At 60.1% G+C, this 23,816-nt stretch carries 20 protein-coding genes and 1 pseudogene; 9 read left to right on the top strand and 12 right to left on the bottom strand.

Annotated features, from left to right (window positions below):
• Positions 1 to 42: 42 nt before the first annotated feature.
• The 4 genes from HNO52_RS05190 to HNO52_RS05175 all read left to right on the top strand — a co-directional run bounded on the left by HNO52_RS05190 (position 43) and on the right by HNO52_RS05175 (position 5,730).
• Positions 43 to 2,616 carry an EAL domain-containing protein gene (locus tag HNO52_RS05190; RefSeq protein ID WP_232090579.1) on the top strand — a complete coding sequence of 858 codons (2,574 nt, stop codon included), beginning with the start codon at positions 43 to 45 and terminating at the stop codon, positions 2,614 to 2,616.
• A 223-nt stretch (positions 2,617 to 2,839) separates the two neighbouring features.
• Entirely contained in the window at positions 2,840 to 4,270 is a 1,431-nt protein-coding gene (locus tag HNO52_RS05185) for a PilZ domain-containing protein (RefSeq protein WP_232090576.1), read from the top strand.
• A 17-nt stretch (positions 4,271 to 4,287) separates the two neighbouring features.
• Positions 4,288 to 5,366, top strand: a protein-coding gene (locus tag HNO52_RS05180) for an IS3 family transposase (RefSeq protein ID WP_197568127.1) whose coding sequence is annotated in 2 segments (ribosomal slippage) — positions 4,288 to 4,543 and positions 4,543 to 5,366 — 1,080 coding nt in all. Because the reading frame shifts where the segments join, the coding sequence is not laid out codon by codon here.
• Positions 5,347 to 5,730, top strand: coding sequence for a hypothetical protein (locus tag HNO52_RS05175; RefSeq protein WP_197568126.1), 384 nt, complete (start codon positions 5,347 to 5,349; stop codon positions 5,728 to 5,730). The genes HNO52_RS05180 and HNO52_RS05175 overlap by 20 nt, the downstream gene beginning before the upstream one ends.
• A gap of 15 nt (positions 5,731 to 5,745) precedes the next feature.
• Here HNO52_RS05175 and HNO52_RS05170 read toward each other — a convergent pair whose 3' ends face one another.
• Together HNO52_RS05170 and HNO52_RS05165 are read right to left on the bottom strand one after the other, a co-directional pair.
• On the bottom strand, positions 5,746 to 6,105 hold the full coding sequence (locus HNO52_RS05170; protein ID WP_197568125.1) for an MbcA/ParS/Xre antitoxin family protein: 360 nt from the start codon (positions 6,103 to 6,105) through the stop codon (positions 5,746 to 5,748).
• A gap of 214 nt (positions 6,106 to 6,319) precedes the next feature.
• Complete coding sequence (locus HNO52_RS05165) at positions 6,320 to 6,490, bottom strand: hypothetical protein (protein ID WP_197568124.1); 171 nt, start codon at positions 6,488 to 6,490, stop codon at positions 6,320 to 6,322.
• 660 nt (positions 6,491 to 7,150) lie between these two features.
• On the opposite strand from HNO52_RS05165, the gene HNO52_RS05160 reads away from it, so the two are divergent.
• Entirely contained in the window at positions 7,151 to 7,504 is a 354-nt protein-coding gene (locus HNO52_RS05160; RefSeq protein WP_197569105.1) for a DUF2442 domain-containing protein, read from the top strand.
• A gap of 368 nt (positions 7,505 to 7,872) precedes the next feature.
• Here the strand turns inward: HNO52_RS05160 and HNO52_RS05155 are convergent, their stop codons facing one another.
• From HNO52_RS05155 to HNO52_RS05145, 3 genes and pseudogenes are all read right to left on the bottom strand, one after another.
• Complete coding sequence (locus HNO52_RS05155; protein ID WP_197568123.1) at positions 7,873 to 9,036, bottom strand: Fic family protein; 1,164 nt, start codon at positions 9,034 to 9,036, stop codon at positions 7,873 to 7,875.
• Positions 9,037 to 9,667: 631 nt separating this feature from the next.
• Positions 9,668 to 9,853, bottom strand: coding sequence for a helix-turn-helix transcriptional regulator (locus tag HNO52_RS05150; RefSeq protein ID WP_197568122.1), 186 nt, complete (start codon positions 9,851 to 9,853; stop codon positions 9,668 to 9,670).
• A 181-nt stretch (positions 9,854 to 10,034) separates the two neighbouring features.
• A pseudogene (locus tag HNO52_RS05145) lies at positions 10,035 to 10,747 on the bottom strand (integrase core domain-containing protein).
• Positions 10,748 to 10,929: 182 nt separating this feature from the next.
• Between HNO52_RS05145 and HNO52_RS05140 the strand changes: the two are divergent.
• On the top strand, positions 10,930 to 11,460 hold the full coding sequence (locus HNO52_RS05140; protein ID WP_197568121.1) for a hypothetical protein: 531 nt from the start codon (positions 10,930 to 10,932) through the stop codon (positions 11,458 to 11,460).
• 381 nt (positions 11,461 to 11,841) lie between these two features.
• Here HNO52_RS05140 and HNO52_RS05135 read toward each other — a convergent pair whose 3' ends face one another.
• The 3 genes from HNO52_RS05135 to HNO52_RS05125 are packed head-to-tail and all read right to left on the bottom strand — an operon-like array spanning position 11,842 to position 15,684.
• Positions 11,842 to 12,447, bottom strand: coding sequence for a nucleotidyltransferase family protein (locus HNO52_RS05135; RefSeq protein ID WP_197568120.1), 606 nt, complete (start codon positions 12,445 to 12,447; stop codon positions 11,842 to 11,844).
• Entirely contained in the window at positions 12,437 to 13,414 is a 978-nt protein-coding gene (locus tag HNO52_RS05130; RefSeq protein ID WP_197568119.1) for an XdhC family protein, read from the bottom strand. Before HNO52_RS05130 ends, HNO52_RS05135 begins: the two co-directional genes overlap by 11 nt.
• The gene (locus HNO52_RS05125; protein WP_197568118.1) at positions 13,414 to 15,684 is read right to left on the bottom strand and encodes a xanthine dehydrogenase family protein molybdopterin-binding subunit; all 2,271 of its coding nucleotides are present in this window, start codon (positions 15,682 to 15,684) and stop codon (positions 13,414 to 13,416) included. The genes HNO52_RS05130 and HNO52_RS05125 overlap by 1 nt, the downstream gene beginning before the upstream one ends.
• A 264-nt stretch (positions 15,685 to 15,948) precedes the next feature.
• On the opposite strand from HNO52_RS05125, the gene HNO52_RS05120 reads away from it, so the two are divergent.
• Entirely contained in the window at positions 15,949 to 16,428 is a 480-nt protein-coding gene (locus HNO52_RS05120) for a MarR family winged helix-turn-helix transcriptional regulator (protein WP_197568117.1), read from the top strand.
• Between the two features lie 36 nt (positions 16,429 to 16,464).
• Here the strand turns inward: HNO52_RS05120 and HNO52_RS05115 are convergent, their stop codons facing one another.
• Genes HNO52_RS05115 through HNO52_RS05100 form a run of 4 tightly spaced genes read right to left on the bottom strand, consistent with a single transcriptional unit; the run spans position 16,465 to position 19,862 of the window.
• The gene (locus HNO52_RS05115) at positions 16,465 to 17,103 is read right to left on the bottom strand and encodes an N-carbamoylsarcosine amidohydrolase (protein ID WP_197568116.1); all 639 of its coding nucleotides are present in this window, start codon (positions 17,101 to 17,103) and stop codon (positions 16,465 to 16,467) included.
• A gap of 10 nt (positions 17,104 to 17,113) precedes the next feature.
• Complete coding sequence (locus tag HNO52_RS05110) at positions 17,114 to 17,866, bottom strand: maleate cis-trans isomerase family protein (RefSeq protein WP_269476077.1); 753 nt, start codon at positions 17,864 to 17,866, stop codon at positions 17,114 to 17,116.
• Between the two features lie 14 nt (positions 17,867 to 17,880).
• Entirely contained in the window at positions 17,881 to 18,699 is an 819-nt protein-coding gene (locus HNO52_RS05105) for an alpha/beta fold hydrolase (protein ID WP_197568115.1), read from the bottom strand.
• Entirely contained in the window at positions 18,696 to 19,862 is a 1,167-nt protein-coding gene (locus HNO52_RS05100) for an FAD-dependent monooxygenase (protein ID WP_197568114.1), read from the bottom strand. The genes HNO52_RS05105 and HNO52_RS05100 overlap by 4 nt, the downstream gene beginning before the upstream one ends.
• Positions 19,863 to 20,308: 446 nt before the next feature.
• Between HNO52_RS05100 and HNO52_RS05095 the strand changes: the two genes are divergently transcribed.
• Both HNO52_RS05095 and HNO52_RS05090 read left to right on the top strand, forming a co-directional pair.
• On the top strand, positions 20,309 to 20,803 hold the full coding sequence (locus tag HNO52_RS05095; RefSeq protein WP_197568113.1) for a (2Fe-2S)-binding protein: 495 nt from the start codon (positions 20,309 to 20,311) through the stop codon (positions 20,801 to 20,803).
• A complete protein-coding gene (locus HNO52_RS05090; protein WP_197568112.1) occupies positions 20,796 to 23,816 on the top strand; it encodes a c-type cytochrome in 3,021 nt (1,006 codons plus the stop codon). Before HNO52_RS05095 ends, HNO52_RS05090 begins: the two co-directional genes overlap by 8 nt.

Here is a 23,816-nt window from a genome sequence, read left to right as displayed (position 1 = left end):
ACCTCTTAACATTCGGGGAGGGGCATGTATGGAGGCACAGGCGTGACCGACGATTTGCCCTTGCTGGAGGCTCAGCAAGAGATCCATGAATTGATTGCTCAGCAGGCACCGCTTGAGCAGACCCTGGATGCGATTGCTCACTGGATTGGCTTTATACTCCCCGATGCTGTCGTCGCCTTCATGCGCTTCGATTCGGCACGTTGCTCACTGAGTTTGTTCCCCAGCCAACGCTTCTCAGATCGTTATGTCGAACAGCTTCAGGATGTCCCCGTCGGTTCGGAGGTTGCCTCCTTCGGTACCGCCGCTTACCTTCGTCGTCCCGTGTTTACGGAGGACATCCAAACGGATCCGCGCTGGGAATCTTTCCGCAGCGCGGCGCTTGCCGAAGGGCTCCGTGCCTGTTGGTCAAGTCCCGTACTCACCACCCAAGGCGAGCTGTTGGGCACGTTCGGCACCTATTATCGAAAGCCCAAGGCGCCCAGTGAGCTGAGTCAGCGCCGTTTGCGCCAAGCCGCGGCGCTCATCGCTTTGGCGATTCTTAAGGATCGTGACAACCGTCGCCACCGGACCTTGGCCGAGTGGCATCGCTCCCTGTTTGTGAATCACCCAGATGGCGTCTATGAATTCGACCTTGAGGGGCGATTCCAGCGTTGCAACGGGGCCCTTGAGCGGATTTCAGGCTTTCCGGAGGAGGCGTTCCTGGGACGACATTTCAATAAGTTCGTCGAGCCCAGCTATCGCGAATTGACCCAAACCGCCTTCGATGCCGCCAAAGCCGGCGCCTCCCGTTATTACGAAACCATGGGTATTCATGCCGATGGTCGGGCCTACCACCTTGAGGTCACCAACTTTCCGGTGACTGTTGAAGGAGAAATTGTCGGTGTCTATGGCATTTGCCATGACATCACACATCGCAAACGTCAGGAGGCCAAGATGCATCTGCTACAGCGGGGCATCGAGGCTACCCCCAATGGCGTGCTCATGGCCGAAGCCTCGCACGATATGCCGCTTGTCTACGTTAATGAGGCTTTCAGTCAGCTGACGGGTTATGCCGCTGAGGAAGCGCTCGGCAAAAACTGTCGGTTCCTCCAAGGCAGCGAGACCAGCCCAGTAGCCGTCAGGGCTATTCGACAAGCCTTAACGACACAAACCAACCTGCAAGTCACGCTGCTCAATTACCGCAAGGACGGCACCTCCTTCTGGAACCGTTTGGCCATTAGCCCCGTATTTGATAACCATGGGCTCTGCACACATTTCATTGGAATACAGGAAGACATTTCCCAGCAGCGCAGCCAGGAAGCACAGATCGCCTATCAGGCCACTCACGACTTGCTCACCGACTTACCCAACCGTGCGTTGCTGGATGACCAGCTCGAGGAAGATTTCCGGCTCTGTCGAAAAAAGCAGCGCCTATTAGCGGTGCTGTATCTCGACCTGGATGGATTCAAGGCGATCAATGATGGACTAGGGCACCCGATAGGCAACCAGTTGTTGGTTGCCATCGCCGACCGTCTGCGGCAACTGCTTAGTCCCGGCGATCTTCTGGCCCGCGTCACCGGCGACGAATTCGTCTATCTATTGCCCAGTTTCACAACCCGTGAGGAAGCGGTAGACGCTGCGGAGCGTATCCTGGAGTCACTTGAACGGCCGTTTGACATCGATGGGCGTGCCCTGCATATCAGTACCAGTATCGGTGTAGCCTGCAGCGACGAGGATATCGACCAGGCACACGAGTTGATACAGCATGCCGGTCTAGCCATGGAAGCTGCGAAACGGCAAGGGCGCAACACGTGGCAGTGGTATCGGGGGGAGGTAAGGCGAAGCGTCAGCGAACACGTGCTGCTACGCCATGATCTTCAAACTGCGTTACGTGAGAATCAGTTCGAGCTCTACTACCAACCCATTGTCGATGCTGCCAGTGGCCAAATATATAGCGTCGAGGCCTTGGTCCGGTGGCATCACCCTCGTCACGGGCTCGTCTCCCCCGGGATTTTCATTCCCATAGCTGAGAAGACAGGACAGATCATTCCGTTGGGCCGTTGGGTACTGCGCCAAGCCTGCCAGGACCTGGCCGTCTTGCGCGCCAACGACGCGCGGATATTCCCAGTGGCGGTCAACATCTCTTCGCTGCAGTTCCATCGTGACGGCTTCCTTACTGAAGTACGGCAACTGCTGGACGATACAGGCCTACCACCGGAGCTCCTCGAGTTGGAAATGACTGAGAGCATCCTGATGGGAGGCGCAGCAGAGGCCATCGAGATGATCCGGATGCTGCGTGGGATGCGAATCGCGGTGGCTATCGATGATTTCGGCACCGGCTATTCCAGCCTTAGCTACCTGCGTGATCTGCCCATTCACAAGATTAAACTGGACCGCGCCTTTATCCGGGACATCCTGACGGACCAGCGCAATGCTGCACTGGTGCAGGGCATCATTACCATGGCCCATCACATGGATTTGACTGTTGTCGCCGAGGGTGTCGAAACGCTTGAGCAGCAGCAAGATCTGATCGATCGCAACTGTGACCTGCTGCAGGGCTTCTATTTCGCCAGACCCATGCCCTTAGAAGATCTCCAGGCGCTACCTGACCTACTGCCGGCAGCTCCTCTGCCGTAGCTAAGCAGTCCCTGACGTGATGAAGCGTTTTCCACGCCTCGGACAGCAGAAGAACTGAAATCCGAATACGACCGCCCCTGAAAAGATGTATTTCAAGAGTTTCTAAAAAAAGATTAACGAATACTAACGACAGCAGGAAATACCCACGGCCACCACGCCTCACCCCGGTAACCCTTCAGCTCAGGTAATTCGCGCCCTGCTGCAACACAAGCACGAGCTGTCGGTGTATTCGAAGTACGCGCCCTATGCCCTGCCGGCGGAAGTCGCGGAGCTGGATCTCGACGCTGGCCATCTGGTGCTGGAAGCGGAGTACGGTGGCTCAGACATCGAGCAGTATGTCTGCGGCGGCCACTTGAGCTTCGATATTGAGGCCTTAAGGGCACCAGAGCCCAGTGAACGCGAGGTATACAGTCTCAGTAACGTGCCGACGAAAATCCTAAAAACGGATAGCACGACCTATCGCCTGGTCTGTCAGCTGCCGGAATCAGTGTTCGTACATGAGAGTCGTGGGGCGGTTCGCATCCCTTTTATCCTGGGAATGCAAGCACGGGTCAGTGTCGAGGTGTACCTTCATGAGCTCAGCATTCCGGGGCGATTGCGGAATCTTTCCGTCGGCGGCTGCATGGTGGATATCGCTATCGCCGATAGCATCGCCATCACCGTCGGGCAGAGCGTACCGGGCGTCACACTGGAGTTTCCCAACGGGGCAAGCTTCTTCGCTGAAGCCTGCGTCCGGCATATGCGCCCATTTGGCAACCATGGCTATGCTGCGGTGGGGCTCCAGTTCATCAACCTGACGGCGCCCCAAACGGAAGCCCTGTTCCATTATGTCGCGGAAACGGAGCGTGAGGCCGCTTATAGGTCAGGGGTCAACGACAAGGTGTCCAGCCACTCCCCTCTGTTTATTCCTGGCGCCAAGGAGAAGAAGATTCTGCAGCGAGAAGAGCAAGAGCGACAGAAGCGCGCTCGCCAAACCCCCATGCAACGTGGCGTTCAAGAGGTTGCCCATCAGCTTCAGATCGGCCTGATGTACATGAAGACCCGCCACTTCTTTCCCGAAGAGACGTTGTACGATTGTGTTGACTCGTTGCTGTATCTGGTGGGGCAGGATAGGAAGGCATTCCTCTATGCCCTCGCGTTCCTGCGTGAGGAGCCTGACTGGGTACGCCATGCCGTTCAGGTTGCTGGACAATTGGCCGACATGATGCTGCTACGCGATCCTCACTCCCCTCACGTGCGCGAAGCCGTCTTGGGTGGGCTGCTGCACACCATGGGCAAGCCAATGTTGGTCAGTCAGGAGCTGCTATCGCTCAAGACGCATATGAAGCCTCACCAGAAGGAGATGTTGAAGGGGCATGTGGCAGCGCTCCGGGACAAACTGCGCGCTTTTGATTGGTCACCCAGTCCGGTCTGCCGCGATGTACTAGAAAGTGCAAATGAGCGACTCGATGGGTCCGGCTACCCAGCGGGCAAACGGGGAAACCAGCTTTCCGAAATCACCAAGCTGGTCTCGGTTCTCAAGGCGCTCAACAAGTTGATGCATGAGCGCAACGGTATTCCACCTCGAGCGCCGCTAGATGCCTACCGTTGGGTTGACCTTCCCCCCAGAAACCGGTCCACCGTCGATGTGAGATTTCCGCTACGTTTACCCTGATAGCAGGAGATCTCGCGATGAAGCGTAACCGACATACCGAAGAGCAGATCATCAGCATTCTCAAGGCCAACGAGCGCGGCGTCTCGATCGCCGAGCTGGCCCGGCAGAACGGCGTGACTGAGCAGACCATCTACCGCTGGAAGGCCAAGTACAGCGGCATGGAGGTTTCGGAGGCTAAGCGCCTGCGCGAGCTGGAAAGCGAAAATGCCCGGCTAAAGAAGCTGCTGGCGGAAAGCGCCCTCGACAATGCCGCGCTCAAGGAGATCGTTTCGGGAAAGTGGTGACGCCCGAAGCGAAGCGGCGTGCGGTGGAACACCTGGTGACAGGCGGCTGGCTCAGCCAGCGAGGCGCCTGCCGATTGCTGGGCCTGGCAAGGTCGGTAGCCCGGTACCAGGCCATACCGCGTGACGATGAGCCGCTTCGGGCACGCCTGCAAGCCTTGGCGACCTGCTATCCCCGCTACGGCTACTTGCTGCTGCATGCGCTGTTGCGTCAGGAGGGCTTGGTGATCAATCGCAAGCGCACCTACCGCCTGTACTGCGAGTATGGCCTTCAAGTTCGCACCCGGCGGCGCAAGCGGCTGATCCGGCCAAGGGCACCGATGCCACTGCCGGACCGCCCCAACCAGCGCTGGTCGATGGACTTCGTGTCGGATCAGTTGGCCTCGGGGCGTCGGTTTCGCGTGCTGAACATCGTGGACGACTTCAGCCGAGAGTGTGTCGGGCAACTGACGGACACGTCCATTTCAGGACGTCGGCTAGCCCGGTTCCTGGACGAGATCGCGCAGCAGCGCTCACTGCCAGCCTCAATTGTCTGCGATAACGGGCCGGAGCTGACCAGCAAGGCCATGTTCTTTTGGGCACGTGAGCGGAAGGTGACACTGGCATTCATCCAGCCGGGCAAGCCGACGCAGAATGCGTTCATCGAGAGCTTCAACGGCAAGTTCCGAGACGGCTGTCTCAATCAGCACTGGTTCTTGAGCCTGGCGGATGCACGACACGAAATCACACAATGGAGAACCCACTACAACCATGTAAGACCGCACAGCTCGCTGGGCTATTTGCCACCCGTAGCCTATGCCCAGCAATGTGCCTGAAGGAGCGGTTTCTCACATTGATGACGGACCTAAACCAGGGGGAAGGTCAATCCTACGCATCTCTCCCGATACCTATGCCCAGGCAAAGCAGCAAAAACCGGAATGGCAGATCACTCTGGATGAGGATCAGCTTGCTCGCATCAGCTACGTACTGAACATTCATGCGGCGCTACGAGTATTGTTTGACAATCCTGACAACCTGTATGGCTTCATGGCGATGCCCAATTTCAACAAAGGTTCCGATGGCCGCTCAGCCCTGGAAGTCATCGCTTGCGGCGACATCGGTACGCTTCGCGAGACTTGGCTACGCGTGAACATGGAGCGCCCAGCGCTCATCGCTGATGAAGGCCGGGTTAAGCTGTAACCATGGGCTTAAGGGTTATGAGCTTATTCCATGCTCTATCCGGCCTATCAGATCCAAAACTCGCTGAGGGTTTTCTTGCATAACATCGACAGGGCGCCTCCAGCCCAGCCCCCTTACTTCCTTATGCATCCAGCGATCTGCTGCTGCTCGATCCCCCTCAAACAATTCTCCTGCCGCCCGCCAGACCGCAAGCGTCCGTGGTTCATCCGATACCTCGAGAACTGCCCAATCCTCGGTGCCCACCGGATCACACGGCTGATCGTATTCGTATACCGAGCCACGCAGCTTCTCGAGAGGCTGATCACGGCTAATGAGGGGGTCGTCACTTACGTCTTTGCCGTCAATCGACACGTCCTGCTCGTCTTGCTTCGCCATGACGCCTCTTTTCAGCAGACAACTCTATGCTCTTTACAGAATGATGGCATATGGCAGGCATTACCAGTCGGACAGACATTATTCAGTAATACTTAGAGATTCACCTGCAGGCTTCAGTCCCGCTGGAGAAAGCCCCTTACGTCCACCTCTGCGCTTCTGCCGTCATCAGACCCTGCGCTGGATTCAACCCTTGCAATGAATGCAGATTCCACTTCTACCGCTCGTCACCCAACTCCTTTCGCAGTTCCCATAGGTCATGCGCAATTAACTGTGTGGTGTGCGCTGCCTCGGGGTCGGAGCTAGACAACCGCTCGCTCAGCGCTCGCAACGTCTGCGCGTGTTCCTCAAGCTCGCTCATGATGTGTTCAATATCGACAGTGGCCACTGCCTCTCCTCCATTCCGCTCTCGACCAGACGGATACTGACAGCCCCCGGCTTGCGGCATGTGAACTGAGCAATGCCAGAGGGGCTATCTACGCCTCTCCAGCATGCCTCATTCCAAACTGTCTGGAAACGCTGCTGGTCATGGGCTGAATTAATTAGCTGGCAGCGCTCGATGATGCAGGGAGTGGCAGGGACTTGCTTCTCGATGCATTGACACCAGACCTTGCGGATACTGTAAACACCGTAGTTCTCTTCCTAGACGCGCTGGATTCCAGCACACAGCCAATGATCGCGCTGGACTCGGAGTGGCGCGCGATCATGCCAAGTTTCACGGGCTTGTGTACGTAGTAAGTCACAGGGCAATCGGCAGGACACGGCCGCTTTGCTCGACCCGTACGCCTTCCGGTTATCATCGATGAACGCCAACTACAGCACCATCGTCGGCAGCGACTTCCGCGGCATTACCGCCTGGCACGGCATCACTTTCCGCGGCGGTCGAGTTCCGCCTGGGCAAATTACGAAGACGCCTTACGCAGGAACTCGTTGGTCTGCTTCAACCCCCGGCACTCACGCTTCAGCGCCTTGATCCGCTCACGCTCAGAGGTGGTGATGCCTTCACGGCGGACCCGCATCAACCCCCTCCTCCCCTACCTGGGCGCGTATAGAGCGAGAACGGCTAGTTGTCGGCCAAGCGGATGGCCGCTGGGTGAGTTGTCCGATCTGTTGGTATCCGCGTCTGGAACGTGCCAGCGCCAGCGAACGCGTGCGATACGAGCTCAACCCGGTGGGCATTCACTGGCCCGCCGTGGACGAAGACATCAGTGAGAAGGGAATGCTCGCCGGCCGCGGGGATCGAACGATTTCCGCTGGGATTCGAGACAAGCTGCCAGCGCCAGAGGAGGGCCGGCGCATCGTAGAGACCATCGACAGGCGTGAGACGATCACGATCAGGTTGGGCGATGGACGCTGCCTGGGTGTGCCGCTGCGCTGGTGTTTTGCCAGACGAGAGATTTGATGTGTCATACGCGGCGACACAATAGGGTCGTAAGCGCCGCTATCGACAATATTGTATCGGCCAGGCAGGGTGCTTGGTGGCCATGGTAAAGCAGGTGGTGATTGGCTATGTCGCAGCAGTACCGTAGTGAGGCCCTCGCTTCGATCCATGAAACTATGGTGGCGCTGCATTGGGGTCGGCGCCATCGACAGGCGGGCCTTGCATGACTTCGATGAGCGGTAACCTTGCTAGCCTCATTGCCGAGGCAGAACGCCTGACGGCGGGCATGGAGGTAAACCTTGATGAAGAGCTTCCGGATGAAGAGGGGTACATAGGCGCCGAACTTGGAGCCAATAACACGCCCCCCTTAGACATTGTCACAGGGAGGTCTACTCCCCGTCGTTCTGACGGAACCGTTCGGGCACCTGATAGCGCGTGTTGCGACCACCTCCCGGCAGCTTCACCAAGGCCCCCTTCTCGACCAGACCTGTGAGGTGACGGGTCGCAGTTGCCTTACTGACCTTGGCGACTTTCTGGTACTGCGACGCACTAATGCCTTGCTCAAACCCTCGCTCTCCTCCATCCAGCAGGCGGTTCAGCACCTTCACCTGCTCGGGGTAGAGATCGGCCGCCCTGTAGCGCTGCCAGAAGCGGGCCTTGGCCAGCGTCCGCTCAACCTGCTCCAAGACGTCCAACAAGGTGGCATCGAGAGTGTCCAGGAACCAGACAAGCCAGGCCGTCAGGTCCGGCGTGCCCCGTTGGCTCTCCTCCAGGCGGCGATAGTAGTCGGCGCGGCGCTCCAGGATGGCGGCCGACATGGCATACAGGCGGATACTCTGCTGATCCGCCTGCGCCAAGGCGCGATCGGCGATGGCCCGGGCAATCCGGCCGTTGCCATCTTCAAACGGATGCAGCGTCACGAACCAGAAGTGTGCCAGGCCAGCCCGAATCAGGGGGTCCAGGGCCGGGTCATGACGGCTGGCCTCAAACCATGCGAGGAACTGGTCAACTTCGTGTTCCAACCCCTCTCGTGGCGGCGCCTCGAAATGTACCTTGGGACGATCCAGGCGACCCGACACCACCTGCATTGGCTCCACCCCGCGCCATTGCCCGGGCCGCAGCGCCGTCAGCGCGGCATCAGCCTCTGGGAACAGCCAGCGATGCCACTGAAACAGCCTTACGACGTCCAGCGGCGTGTCAGGATTGAGGGTGGCATCCAGCATCAACTCCGCCAGGCCTTCAGAACGCGGCGAGGTAGCGCCCTCCGGCTCCTCCACGCCAAGGCGCCGGGCCAAGGAGGAGCGAACTGACGCCACATTCAGACGCTCTCCCTCGATGGCCGAGGAGGTGACGATGTTCTGCAATAGCGTGTCCAGGGCGGCTCTCGCCTCAGCGTCCTGGTCATCCGCGGAGGTCAGGGCCCCCGACCGTCCCAGTAAGATGCCGAGATCCCGCCAGCATGCCTGGGCCCGCGGCTGAACCTCGGCCGCTTGCCTGGTGAAGCCCGGCCAGCCGGGATGCTGCCAGATCCATGTCGAGGCGTGATCGGTCATGACAGAACTCCGAGAAGGCGGAAGAGCCGAATGGCAACGACATTCGGCTCACGACATGAGCCGAATAGTGATCGCTTTCGGCTCAGCTGGCAAGCCTTGGAGCGGCAGGGCCGTGCGCGGCAAGCCTTTCCGTGGAACAACATAGTGGCCAGCGTTGCCAGCGAAGATGAAGTTCAGCGCCATCTGGTGCTCTATGGGAAGCGTCTTACCCATGCCCTGATTGATGAGGTGCTCGCGGACATAAGTAGCATCCCAGGCCGAGTCGGGGGTAAGCCCTCCGACGTATGACGACTTTGGGTTTCCGGGCGAATCCGCCGGCACCTGGACGCTGTCGCTGGAGCATCCTGTGGGTGGGCGGAACGCTGAGGCTATGTTCATTTGGGAGCGGCTGCTCTTGCTGGCGCTTATGAAGCACTCTGGATAGTGGGTGACTACCGGATGGTTGCAGTGGCTTGCGGGCGGTCAGATGGTTCAAGCCGCCATGCTTGGAGCAGGCATGGCGGCAGAGGGCAGGGCCTGGTCGGGGCAAGTACTCTAGCCAGGCTGCTAGGCTGGGTCGATCTCGACAGCTCTGCTATAGAGCTGCCGGCGTGACTCAGGTGATCCAGACCGACATGCAGCATTGGCACAATCAGTCGTCATCTGGCCCATCGATACGCCCACGAATCCAGGCATCGACATCCTCCTCGACCCAGGCCACTGCACGGACCGTAAGCTGAACTGGTGCCGGAAAGGCTTTCGCTTTGATCAGACGATGCATGGTTGAGTTGCTAAAACCGCAGCGCTGAAGAACCTCGGGACGGCGAATCATTCGCATGGCTTGTTCCATTCGCATGGCTTATTTTCTCATAGTGGTGGAATTTCATTGATCCACCACCTATAAGGGGTACAGCCCTACCTTCCTCGTCGTTTTTATCTTTAGCCAGCTCAGCGAGGCCTCATCCTCAGTGTGACCTTCTCCTAGTTTAGGTTTGTCATCAATGCGAGGATGCGCCTCTTCATGCACACTGCTCGGCCACGGGTGGCAAATAGCTCAGCGAGCTGGGCGGTATGAGATGGTTGTAGTGGGTTCTCCCTTGAGTAATTTCGTGTCGTACATCGGCAAGACTCAGGATCCAATACTGTTTGAGGCAGCTGGACCGGAATTTGCCGTTGAAGCTCTCTATGAACGCATTCTGTGTTGGTTTACCTGGCTGAATGAAGGCCAGCGTCACCTTCTGCTCACGCGCCCAGAAGAACATCCCCTTGCAGTCAGCTCCGGTCCGTTATCGCAGACAATCGAGGCCGGCGGTTAGCAATAGTTCGCGATCTCGTCGAGGTCACGCGTTGCAGCCTGATAGCGCGCCACTGATCTTGCCAAGCCCAGCAGCCGATAGGCGCCTCGCTGGCTGAGCCAGCCGTCTGTCACCAGGTGCTTCACCACTCGCCGCTTTGCTTCGGGCGTCACCACTTTCCCGAGACGATCTCCTTGAGGGCAGCGTTATCAAGAGCGCTTTCCGTCAGCAGCTTCTCGAGCCGGGCGTTCTCGACCTCCCGCTCGCGCAGAGGCTGGGCCTCTAAGACCTCCATGCCGCTGTACTTGGCCTTCCAGCGGTAAATGGTCTGTTCGCTCATACCGTTCTGCAGGGCCAGCTCGGTAATCGAGACGCCGCGCTCGTTGCTCCTTGAGGATGCTGATGATCTGCTCTTCGGTATGTAGGTTACGCTTCATCGCGAGATCTCTTGCTATCAGTGAAACGTAGCGGAAAACTCACATTGGCGGTGGACCGGTTTCTGGCGAAAGGTCAGAACCAAGAACAGAAAGCCCTTTGCCTCACAAATTGACACCCATGCTTGACAGTGCACATGATTTTCCTAATTATGATTACATATTCTAAAGTCTTAAGGTCTTAAATGTACTTTGTCATTGAACGCCAGCACATTGGTCCTAAGCGTCAACAGGACGCTGATTCCGACCTGCATTGTTTTGAGGTCTTATCTCAACCGGCTCGTCATGTCTCCAGTGGCGAAGCATGTCTTAATGATAGTTGCGGCGAGGAGTGGGGTATCGAGACTTACGCGCATGGCGAGCACCCCACTGCTGAAGCAGCGGAGTTTTTCATCAGGAACTACATGGCTGATTTGGGACTCGAGTACCGGGAGGATGAGGAGTTGAAAGGCGAGGTGGTCTCACGCTTCTACGTAGGACGCTACAAGACGCTCGGCGTTAGAAAAACCCAGGAGTGGCTGTACGGTATTGACATGAGCGACACTGATGCTGACACGACTGACGAGGATATAGCGGAGATAGTCAGGACTATCCAGGAGGGTGCCCACGAAACAGGAGAGGAATATTGCGCGGCTACACTCGAGAAAGCGTTCAAAGAGCATCGGCTTAATTGCCGCGACGAGCTGGGCGGTAAATTAACCACAAGCACCCGATAGACCCCGGCCTTCGCAACGGGGCGACACCGGGAGCAAGGCAGCACGATACCTGATGTGCCAGGTTTTTCCCTTGCTCATTGAGGCCGCCTTTTTTTCGTAGTTGAGCGAGGTAGCCAGCTCTGAGGTGCTATATTTACTCGTACTCTGTGCTGGCTCATCCTCCTCTACCATGTCCCCTTAACAGATGCTACCCATCACTGAACTCTGATCCGAATGTTATCGGACTTGGCTGGAAGAGCCTCATCGACGTTATGAATGAAAATCCTCAGTAGGTGTTGGATCTCATCGGCAGGATAGAACACGAGGTTTCCAAATGACCCAGCCTAACGGAGCCGTACCGGTACCTCTATGGTGATGGTGACTGATCTTGTGCGGCTCTCTCTATCTGCATGTGCGGTTCAACTCCCGAATCGCACTGGGATAGTCGATGTCATAGACCACCCCCGGATCCGCAACTGGCTCGGCTACAAACTTATCTAAAAACTGTGCAAGTACCGACCTAGCCCCTTGATCGTCAAGGTTGTCGGCCAGGGCGGGCCAGAAGGATCGACCGAAGAAGACTGGATGACCGGGAATATTTGAGTAGACAGGTCTAAGAATGGTGTTTGCGGTGGCTCGCGCTGCCAGCAGACCGTAAGTTTCGGGCTTCACCCAAGGCATATCGCCCAAACAGATAGCGATACTGTCGATATTCCGAGGCAACTGCTCGATATGAAGCGCTCGAACAGCATGGGCGATGCTGCCTCCAAGCCCCACCGGGGCTACGGGTCGGATGACCAGCGCCATTGCCTCGGGAATCCCCAGATCGGTGGGTACCACCTGGGTATTCACCACCACCCTTACCTGCTCGAAGGCGTCCATGGCAGCAGACAGGGTAGTGGCGAGAAGCGTCCGCCCATCAGCGAGCTGAGCCAATCTCTTGTCACTACCGAAGCGCCTGGAGTATCCCGCTGCCATGATTAGCGCCAACGATTTATCAGAGCGCATGTCGTGCCCTCCCCCGATGCACTCGAACGATATCTGCCATAACCGCTAGGGCGATCTCCGCTGGTGTCTTGCTGCCCAGACCAAGGCCGATCGGCATATGAATTCTGGCGATCTGCTCGGGGCCGAGTCCCCCCGAACGGTGCAGCCGCACCTCGCGCTGGCGCGAGGTCTGCAGCGAGCCCATGACGCCGATATAGAAGGCCTCGGTGCGCACGGCCTCGATCATCGCCAGATCGTCGATGCGAGGATCGTGGGTCAGGGCCACCACGGCGGTGGCGGCATGGCAGCCGCCCGAAGCGATGAAGGTCGAGGGCATCACCGCTTGCACCTCCACCCCCGGTACCGCAAACCCCCGACGCGCCTCCTCCCGAGGATCGCAGACAATGACCTCGAAGCCCAGGGTACTGGCGAAGCTAGCACAGGCCTGAGAGACCGGTGAGATACCCGCGATAATAAGGCGCAATGCCGGGCCGAGGCGCACACCGATGATGCCCTCCTCCCGCAGAATGGCAAGGCCCGGCGACTCAGCCAGGACGAAGTGCGCCCCTCGACCATCCAGCGGTACACGCCGAATCAGCGCTCGTCGGCCGAGCAGGGTGGCATGCATCACCTCCAGGTGGGTCAGGGTGGCAGCATCGGGCTCCAGCCGCTCTACCAGCACTTCCAGGCTACCCCCACAGGGCAACCGTACACGGCCTGACCCCGGTGCATTCCCCTCGCCGCCATAACGCACCCGTTGCACCGGCTCGCTGAATTCCCCCTGGCGCAGCCGCTCGAGAAAGTCCTCCTCCACGCAGCCACCGGACAGCGAACCCAGGTGTTCACCATCCTGGCGTGCCACCAGCATGGCGCCGGGCTCCCGAGGGGACGAGCCGAAGGTGGCCAGTACCGTGCACAGCCACAGATGATGGCCCCGGTTGGCCCAATGCAGGGCGCGCTCGATAACCTGTAAGTCGAGATGCTGCATCAGCCGATCGCCTCAACCGGGACCGACCGAGCAGCGGCAAGGGTGCGGCGCACCAACTCCGGTGTGAAGGGGGGGCGGGTGAAGCGCACCCCGATGGCGTCGTACAGGGCGTTGGCGATGGCCGGAGCGCCGGGCAGTGACGTGGATTCCCCGACCCCCAGCGGCGGTGCCTCGGAGCGCTCGAGAAGAATGACGTCGATCTCGGGCAGCTCCGAGAACCGCAGGATCGGATAGCCGCCCCACTCCCGGCTCACCGGCAGGTCGTCCTCGAAGGCGACCCGCTCCTTGAGGGTCCGGCTCAGCGTCTGGATCACATTGCCATGGACCTGGTGACGCACCCCCGCCGGGTTGACCATCAGGCCCGCGTCCTGCCCCACGACCAGCCGCTCGATGACAATGCGTCCGCTCTCGGGGTGCACTTTCAGCTCCACCACCCAGGCCGCCAGGGCCGCGCCAAAGCCGGGGAACTTGCTGTGCACGTACTGGGCGTAGGCTACCCCTCGCCCATGGTGCCAACCATCCACCACTCGTGGTAGCGAATGGGCGATCCGCGGTTGCCAGCCCGCTCGCATTGCTACGGCCTCGGTCAGCTCCACCGCGCGCGGGTCAGCCAGGTATCGCAGCCGATAGGCCACCGGATCCTCGCCAGCCAACTGGGCGAGTTCGTCGATATGGCTCTCATGTGCGAAGGTGTTGGGCATGGCTGAGACGCCGCGCAACCAGGAGGCGCGAACCAGGGTCGGGACGTCATCGCAGGCAATCTGCCGATGAGGGTAACGATACGGCGGGACCGAGGTACGATCTCCCATCTCGAAGGGGATATCGCTGGGTTTGACGATGCCGGTCAACAGCAGGGCCAGGGTCGGGGCATTGTTCGAGGGATAGCGAGCGACGAAGCGATAGGCGGCAGGGCTGCCATCGGCGTTCAGGCCCCCCTGGACCTCCATCAACTGGGCCGCGCCCTTGGGCTCCCAGCCATGCTCTTGCTCGCGAGTCAGCTGTACCCGCACCGGCCGTCCCACCGCCCGAGACAGCAGCGCAGCATCGGCCCCCACATCGTCGGCACAATTGCGCCCATAGCAACCAGCGGCTTCCATGCGAGTGATCGTGACTAAGCTCTCATCGAGCCCCATCAGTCGTGACAAGTCGGCGCGCAAGCTGTGGGGGTTTTGGGTGCCAGACCACACCTGCAGCCGATCACCACGATAGTCGGCCACTGAGCAGGAGGGACCGATGGATCCATGCAGTTGGAAGGGCCAGACATAGGTGCGAGATACACGATGCGCAGCCTTGGCCAGCGCTCCCTCCACGTCGCCCTCCTCCAGCAGAGGACGTCGCTGTGCCGGCAGTTCCCGCAGAGCCATTTCGAGATCGTCGAGCTGCGGCAACCCTTCGGGCTGGCGCCAGCTTACCTGGAGTCGCCGGGCAGCCGCTGCGGCCTGTTCCTCACGCTCGGCGACTACGCCCACGAAATCGCCGATCACTACCACCTGGATCAGCCCGGGCATGCCGGCCACCGAAGCCTCATCTACCCCCAGTAAGCTGGTTCCAACGAAGCTCCCCCGATCATGGCCGGTATAGGGAGGACGAATCACTCGACCGTGCAGCATGTCAGGCAGTCGCATGTCATGCACGAAGGTTAGTTTTCCGGCCACCTTGTCGGGAATATCGACACGCGGCGCCGCCCGCCCCACCAGTCGATAGTCACTGACCGGCTTGAGCGGTACATCATCAGCAAGCGTCAAGGCATGCCGTTCACCATGAAGAAGTTCACCGTAACTCACAGCGGGGTGATCACCTTCGACCGGTTGAATGGCTCCCTCGACACAACGCAGGCGGCCTCGCGCGACGCCGTAGTGGCTGGCGGCCAGATCCAGCAGGTGTTCTCGAGCCTGGGCCGCCGCACGCCTCAAGGGTTCGGCGGTGATTTGGATGGTGGCACTAGCAATGGTTGGCCCTTGGTTGGGTACCTCAAAGGGATGCCCCAACACCATAGTGACCCGTTCGAGGTCCACTTCGAGCTCCTCGGCGACAATCTGGGCCAGAGCTGTGCGGATGCCGGTGCCTAGATCCACGTGTCCGTTGAAAGCCATCACTCGACTATCGGCGAGCACAGCGATGAAGAGTTCAGGCTCCGTGGGCACGAAATCTGAGTGTGTACCCGGTTGACCAGGAGCCGGCTTGGGTGGGATCACGGGCTCTCGGTAGACTACCAGCAGGTCGGTCCCATGGAGGAGAGCTTGTCGATCCGGCAGTGTTGTGGACGCCATTCTAGCCTCATTGGTGTTATCGGTGGCTTAGAGCACAATATGAAGGTGACTTAGGCCTTGCATGGCAGGAGCAGGCCCACTTGCCCTTCTCGCCATTTAATTATAGTGTGTACACCATAAATAAACATGACTTCTCTATCGCCTGCAAGCCGAGTCACACCTGCGTTGACATTCCAGGCTGCTCCGCTCCGCCACGGGGACCATACTCGGCGGAGAGATCGTGATAACAACGATATGTCGTCGCCAGCATACCAAGGAAGCCTTATGACAATAGAGACGTCAGCTCACGCCTCGTCCAGCGATCACCGCTCACCCGCCGAGCAGGGTTATGACTTCTCCGAACAGGTCGGTCACCTGCTGCGTAAGGCCTACCAGCGCCATACAGCGATCTTCCAGCGTCACAGCTGCGACAAGCAATTGACTGCCATACAGTTCGTCACCCTGTGCACTGTTATGGAACGTGGGCCAAGCTCGCTTACGGAGATCGTCAATGCCACTGCCATTGACCCCGCCACGATACGCGGGGTGATCAAGCGGCTCAAAGCGCGTGAATGGATCACCCTGACCACTGATCCTGGTGACCAGCGCAAGGTGATGGTGGTTATTACCGAGGCGGGAGAGTCCCTGGTGGAAAACATGGTGCCTATCGCCAAGCAAGTCAGCGATCAGACAATGGGAAACCTAAATCCTGCCGAGCGCATCGCTTTGCTGCATCTGCTAGAAAAGATGAACGCCGACGACTGAGAAGGTTGCCCGGTCGGCAACGACCGGGCAACCGCCTTAGCTACGCCCCAAGTAATCCAGTGTCTCGTCGAGCGAGACCACGTCGCCGTACTTGCTGTCGATATCGAACAGGTTGGCCTCATGTGGCGCAGGATGACGATCGCCAACGCAATCGCGCACCACCATCACACGGAAACCATGCTGAAGGCCGTCCACGGCTGTGGCACGAATACAGCCACTGGTCGAACATCCCGTCAGGATGAGTGTATCCACACCCATTGCCACCAACGTCGAGGCCAATGACGTACCAAAGAAGGCACTGGCGTACTGCTTGGTCATCACCAGCTCATCCTCGGCGGGAGTCACCTCCTCGCAGAATGCTGCATAGGGGTTGCCCGGCACCATGGCACGCATCACGGGGGCCTTCTTGACCCAGATGCCACCGTCACGCTGGTCAGGGGCCTGGTAGAGAATGTTGGTATGGATTACCGGCAATTGGGTCTCACGTGCCGCGGCCAACAATCGCGGCATCCTCGCCACCGCCTCTACCACGCCCTGAGCAAATAAGGGTGAGCCAGGCGTGGTGTAACCCTGCATGAAATCGACAACTACAAGGGCTGCCTTGTCACCGAACCCAATCCGACCGTCCCAGACGCCCTTGTAGTTGTCACTGGCTTCCTGAGCGTGTTGCGTCATGACTACCTCCTCAGTAGGCGCCCGATAGCAGGGCTCCGGCTCCCGGTACCACTGGTTCAAGATCGAGGGCCTTGAGCATGGCATAGGTAGTGGCGATAGCCGCGGTGACAACCGGTTTGCCAGTGATCGCTTCAACCTTGGACACGGCGGCCAGCGAGGGCATCTGAACACAAGCAGAAAGCACAATGGCATCCACGTCGCTGTAGTCGAGGCCGGCGACTATCTCGGGCAAATTGGCGGGATCGTGGCGAGCCACGTCGAGGTTGTTGGGAATCTCCAGCGCCCGGTAGTCGACGACTTCGATACCCTCCTGACGTATGTAGTCCACCACCATCTCGGTCAGCGGTTTCATATAAGGAGCCACCACGACAACGCGCTTGGCCTTCATTACGCCCAGGGCATCCACCAGAGCACCGGCACTGGTGACAACGGGAGTATCGCTACCGTTCTCCTCGGTGCGGCTACGCAAGCGACGCTGGGACTCGCGGTGATAACCCGGCCCCATGGACATAATCGCCACCAGGCATGCGTAACCCATCACATGGACTGCCGCGTCAGAAAGCTCAAGTGCACAGCGATCAGACTCGGCATCCATGGCGGCGAGCTCGTCCTTGCTGACAGTCTTCATGCGCATGCGGCTGGAGTGGAAAGTGAAACGCTCGGGGCGTATCAGCTGCCGCGCGGTCAGCATGGCGGGAATTTCCGTTTCCATGGTTATATTGGAACTGGGTACGATCTGGCCGATACGGTATGTCTTGGTCATTGTGAAGGCCTCTTTCAGAGTTCAGTGCCCAGGAAGTCCTCAAAGGCGGCGAAGAAGCCCTCGTAGTCGTCCCAGGGAATCATGTGTCCCGCCTGCTCGGCGGTGGTGATGCGAACCGATGGCAGCAGGTCGCGGATCTCGGCACGATCTTGATCCTGTATCACCCCGCCCTTGCCGGCGCAGATCAACAGCGTCGGTACCCTCACACCGGGAAGATCCTGGTGAATATCCACGCTGTGGAATTCCTCGAAGGCCTGGACGATGGCTGACTCGTAGCAGGTATGCAGCCACTCGGCGCGCAGGTGCAGCTGATCCTCGCTCCAGGTCGGGCAGTACCGACGCATGGTCTCGAGATCAGCACCCCTGATGCAGTCGCGGATCGAATCCACGTACCAGGGCAGCTTGCTGGGGTACTCGCGGCGCCCTGGTCCGGAGACCGGCGGATCGATCAGCACCAGCTTGTCGATATCTCGAGCACCCCGGGACAGGGCACGCAATGCGAAGCGGGCGCCCATGGAGTGGCCGGCAAGAATGACATGTTCCAGCCCCAGCGCCGCGACGAACGCATTCACGTCATCGGCACAGGTATCGGTGTCGTAGGCGAGCTCAGGACCGCTAGAAGAGAGGCCGCGCCCGCGCACGTCGAGCACATAGGTATCGAAGCTTCGACCGAGGCGCTCGGCTACGAAGCCCCAGGTCACGGCCGGGCTGGTGATACCGGGGATCAGCACCAGCGGCTGGCGGGTGGCCGATGCCTCGCCGGCATAGCGCAGGTAGTGCTGGCGAATGCCATTGGCCTGGACGTTAGCGCCGTACAGGAAGGTACTGCTCATGCCGGGCTCTCCTCGTCGGTGTGCTGCAGCTGCCTGAGTGGCACCTCGTAGACGTCATAGCCGAACACCCAGGCAGGGTCTTCGTCCTGACGCAGCCAAGTGTTGTCGTGAGAGACTTTCTGCACGCGGGAGGCGCGCTCGAAGCGGTTGGTACGGTACAGCTCGAAGGCGTCCTGATAACGGTCGGCGCCGACCTCATCCAGGCAGCGCACCAGCATGGCGGCATCCTCGATGGCCATGGCGGCGCCCTGGGCCATGTGCGGCTTCATCGGATGGCAAGCATCGCCAAGCAACACCAGGCGGTTGTCATGCCACAGTGGCAAGGGATTGCGCTCGAGCAGCGGCCACTTGGTAACCGTCTCGGTGCAATCGATCAGTGCCTGGACCGTGGGGTGATAACCCTCGAAGGCCTTGCGCATCTCTTCGCGAGAGCTGTCCACGAAGGAGGTACCGTGTTTCCACTCCGGCTCCGGCACCCCGGTAACGTAGTAGTACTCCTTCTCATCGCCAGTCACGAAGTAGACCATCATGTGGCGATCCTCCGACCACCACTTCACGCAAGCCTCGAAATCCAGATCATAGGCCTTAAGCTTCTCCGCCGAGATGATCGCCCGATGGGCGACCCAGCCGCTGTAGATGGGCGCCTCGGGCCCCAGCAGTTTCTCGCGGATGCATGAATTGACACCATCGGCGCCGATCACCAGGTCGGCCTCGTCGGTAGTGCCATCGGCGAAAGTCATGATCACCTTGTCGCCGCTATCGTCGACGTTCACCAAACGCTTGTCGAAGTAGAGCCGCTCCTGATCCAGGGTGCTTACCATCAACTCATGCAGGTCGCCGCGGTGCACGGTGATATAGGCCGCACCGTACTCTTCGCGGGCGAAATCGCCGAGCGGGATTCGCGACAGGTACTCGCCGCTCCTGCCATCGCGACTAAACCAGTGCGTTGGGTGGGAGCCCATGGCGTTGAGCTTGTCCTCGATGCCGATGCGACGCATCACCTTCATGACGTTGGGGCCGAGGTGAATACCGGCGCCGAGCCGTGAAAAGGCTGGTGCCTGCTCGTAGACCCTTGTGTCGTAGCCAGCCTGCTGCAGGAGCGCACCCGCTGCAGCGCCTCCGAGACCTGCACCGATGACAGCAATTCTTCGATTCTTGGTCATTTACTCCACCTGTTTGATTTTATTGATCTTCCTCGATGCCCAATGGGCAGGGGGCATGCGCAGAGCAACTCTTCGCCGGGGGCGCTCCAGCATGGGGCATGCGCCGAGGGTGACACGAGGCTCGAATACAACGTATACGCCATAATTTTTTACGTCAAGCACCGTTTATTCGTTCGTTACGCCAAACACCCAAGCCAGGACAAAATGAGAGAAACTTTGATCAAGGCCCATAAAACGGTGACTTTTATAAGGGAAAACATGACGCAGATCACAGCTTGCAGAAACAGGACTCTAGGTGCTATATGTGTAGAAACCTGAAATTAAGAGCGTGTACACTGCAATCATGCGGCACACCCGGATCCTCAAAGGAGGCACAGGGTGATGCCTGAGCAGGCTCCCTCAGGAGTCGAAAACGTGGATAACGCCAAGAATAATGACGAGTCCCTATGACCCAAGCGATCTCCCTGACTGTGAATGGCTGCGCGTACGAGCTAGCAATACCGCCGGACACCCCCCTGTTGGCCGTCCTGCGCAATGACCTGGAGCTCAATGGCCCCAAGTACGGATGCGGCCTGGGCGAGTGCGGTGCCTGCAGTGTACTCATCGACGGGATGGCCGCACGCGCCTGTGTCCTGCCGGTTTCGGTTGCGATCGGGCATGACATCCTGACCCTCGAGGGCCTGGCCAACGAAGGCCGCCTCGACCCCGTCCAGCGCGCCTTTATCGATGCCCAGGCCGCCCAGTGCGGCTACTGCCTCAATGGCATGATCATCAGCGTGCGCGCCCTGCTCAATCACACTCCTCGGCCCTCATCGGCCCAGTTGCGGGCCGCTTTGGAGTACAACCTCTGTCGCTGCGGCACCCACGTGGAAATACTCGAGGCGGCGAATCGCGCCGTGGCAATCAATGCCACCGAGTCGCCGGAGGCGCCCCATGAGTGATCGGCAGCCCCCCTCCCCCCAGGCTGAACCCACAGAGCTCCCCGCTCCGCTGGCGTCGCCCAAGCGCTTTGGTGTAGCGGTGAGGCCGCCCCACTATGCTTGGAACGGCGAGCACTTCGTCAGCGATCGACTGGTAGCCGTGGATCGGACTAGCGTGGCGGGCCTGCCGGGCCGGGTTGAAGTCGTCACCGAGGGCGATTTCGTGGGTGTGGTGGCCGACAGTCTGACTGCTGCACAAGACGCCGCGCGTCGCCTGCGGCTCGAATGGCGGGCGCCCTCCGGCGCAGGTCAAGGTGGTGGCGCCCCGCTTCCCATGGCAACCGAGGCGGCGTCCCGGGGGCTGGCTGCCGAACATGACGAGGTGACCTCGGCCCATCGCCATGATTATGGCTGGCCGAGCCGCCTGCGCTGGGGCGATGCCCCCGGCTGGGTGGTGGCCGATTGCTCCGATCAACGCCTCATGCTACGGGGAGAGACCGTCACGCCCGAGGCCTTGATCCACGACCTTATGACTCTCACCGGCCTACCGGCCGAGCGGATCGAGCTCTACGGGAACACCCCGGCGCGGGTCTCCGGCCTGGGTCGCCACTGCGGTGACGACGCTGCCGTTGATGCCGCAGTGATGTCCCAGCAACTGGGCTGCCCCGTGGCGGTCTGGCTGGATGCCTCCTACACCCGTGATGTGCATGCACTGGGGCAGGCACAGCGCATCACCCTGAGCGCCGACCTGCTAGAGAGCGGCAGTATCGCCGACTACCACTACCATCAGGCCCATGCTTCGGGCGATATCGCCGCCGTGGGTCTATGGCTCTGCGGCAGGCCACCCATCCGGCGGACCGAAGCCGGCGGAACTCCGCCTTTCTCGCCCTATGCCTTTAGTAGCGCCCAACTGACCACCCGACGCGACGATCATGGTGCCGGTCGGCTGAACGGGAACCTCGCCGAGATTCAGCAAGCCTTTGCCCGGGAATCCTTTCTGGATGAAGTGGCCCACGACAGTGATCAGGACCCACTGACACTGCGACTACGTCACCTCGATGATGCCCGTGGCGTCGAGCTAATCACCTCAGTGTCGCAGCGTGCCCGCTGGGGCGAAACGCTGTCATCCACTGCCTCCACATCGCCGGATCGCCTGCGCGGTCGCGGCTTCGCCTATTCACAGTTGCCCGACCGGCATCAACGCATCCCAGAAGGTGTGCGCTCGGCCTGGATCGCCGACGTGGAGGTCAACGGTATCACCGGCGACGTGACCCTGACTCGGCTGGTGGTTGGCCAGGACGCCGGCCCCGAGGTAGATACGGATCGCCTGCAACAGACACTGCAAACCCGGGTCCTGGGTAGCGCTCGCCCGCTGCTGGGACGCGACCCGGCCTTCGATGAATGGGGCGATGGCAGCGAGGACGCACAGAATGTCGACCCGACGCCTGTCGGTGTTCTGGCGACCCGTACCGACATGCCAACCAAGGAGAGCGCAGACGGCGAGGCGACGACTTCGCTGCCGCAGCCGCTCGACGACGTAAATCTTGCACCCGGCGTGGCGGTGATCGCCAATGCCCTGTTCGATGCCACCGGCGTCCGCTTCCGCCAACCACCCTTCACCGCCGGCCGCGTACGTCAGGCTCTCCACGACCAGGCCAATCCCTTGCAGGAAGAGGCAGCCGGCAGACCGACCCGGCGCCCCGGACGCCACTGGCTCAAGGTGGCGGCCCTGACCGCTGTTGCCGGTACGGCGGTCATGGCCTGGCCCTGGAAGGGGGCGATCGCACCGATTAACCGCCCCTCGGCCAACCTTTATTCCGCCGCGACCATCGAACGTGGACGCCTGGTGGCCGCAGCCGGCGACTGTGCGGCCTGCCACACCGCCGAGGGAGGTCGGGAGAATGCCGGTGGGCGCGCCTTCGAGACACCCTTCGGGATCCTCTACAGCACCAACCTCACGCCCGACGAGGGGACAGGGATTGGCCAGTGGTCCTATGCGGCCTTCGAACGCGCCATGCGTCACGGCATCAGCCGCGATGGCAAGCATCTTTATCCGGCCTTCCCTTACACGGCCTTCGCCAAGATCAGCGATGCGGACATGCAGGCGCTGTATGCCTACCTGATGGCGCAGCCCGCAGTGAGCGCCGAGACACCGGCCAATGCGCTGAGCTTTCCGTACAATTTCCGACCATTGATGGCCGGCTGGAACGCACTCTATCACGACCCCAGGCCCTTCGAGGCCGATCCTGGCCAGAGCGACCTCTACAATCGTGGCGCCTACCTCGCCGAAGGCCTGGGGCACTGCAGCGCCTGTCACACGCCGCGCAACGCCATGGGGGCCGAGCGGAAGGGAGAGCACAGCCTGGCCGGTGCCATGGTGGACGGCTGGGAGGCGCCGCCGCTCAATCGGCTATCAAGCTCGCCGATTCCCTGGAGCGAGGCTTCCCTCTACGACTACTTACGCCACGGCGCGTCGCCACTGCATGGAGCGGCCTCGGGTCCCATGGCACCGGTGGTGGCCGGCCTGGGCGAGCTACCCGAGTATGACGTACGCGCCCTGGCTCACTTTGTGGCGGTCCAGATGGACGCACCGGCGGGCGATAGCGAGACCGTACGAGCCGACGCTGCGGCGCGCATCGTAACGGCTCAGCGCAGCCTCGCCGGCATGGAGGAGGGAGAACGCCTGTTCGAAGGGGCCTGCGCCAGTTGTCATATGGAGAGTGGTGCGCCTTCCTTCACCAGCGCCCAGACCACATTAGCATTGAATACCAACCTACATAGCCAGCATCCCGACAACGTCATCCAGTCGATCCTAGGTGGCGTACATGCCGACCATGTACCCGGTCTCGGCAATATGCCCGGTTTCGCCGACAATTTTAGCGACTCCCAGGTCGTCACCCTGACGGCCTATCTACGGGCGCGCTTTGCGCCCGACCAAGCCCCCTGGCGAAACATCGAGTCGCGCGTGACGACGATTCGCCAGCATAACAACAACCCTTCCCCCACCCCTGACGCAACAACAAGACGAGGTTGA

It is taken from the genome of Halomonas sp. MCCC 1A13316 (assembly GCF_014931605.1).
Lineage (GTDB): Bacteria > Pseudomonadota > Gammaproteobacteria > Pseudomonadales > Halomonadaceae > Halomonas.
The sequence above is the reverse complement of the archived record's forward strand: the minus strand, read 5'-3'. Positions and strand labels throughout refer to the sequence as shown.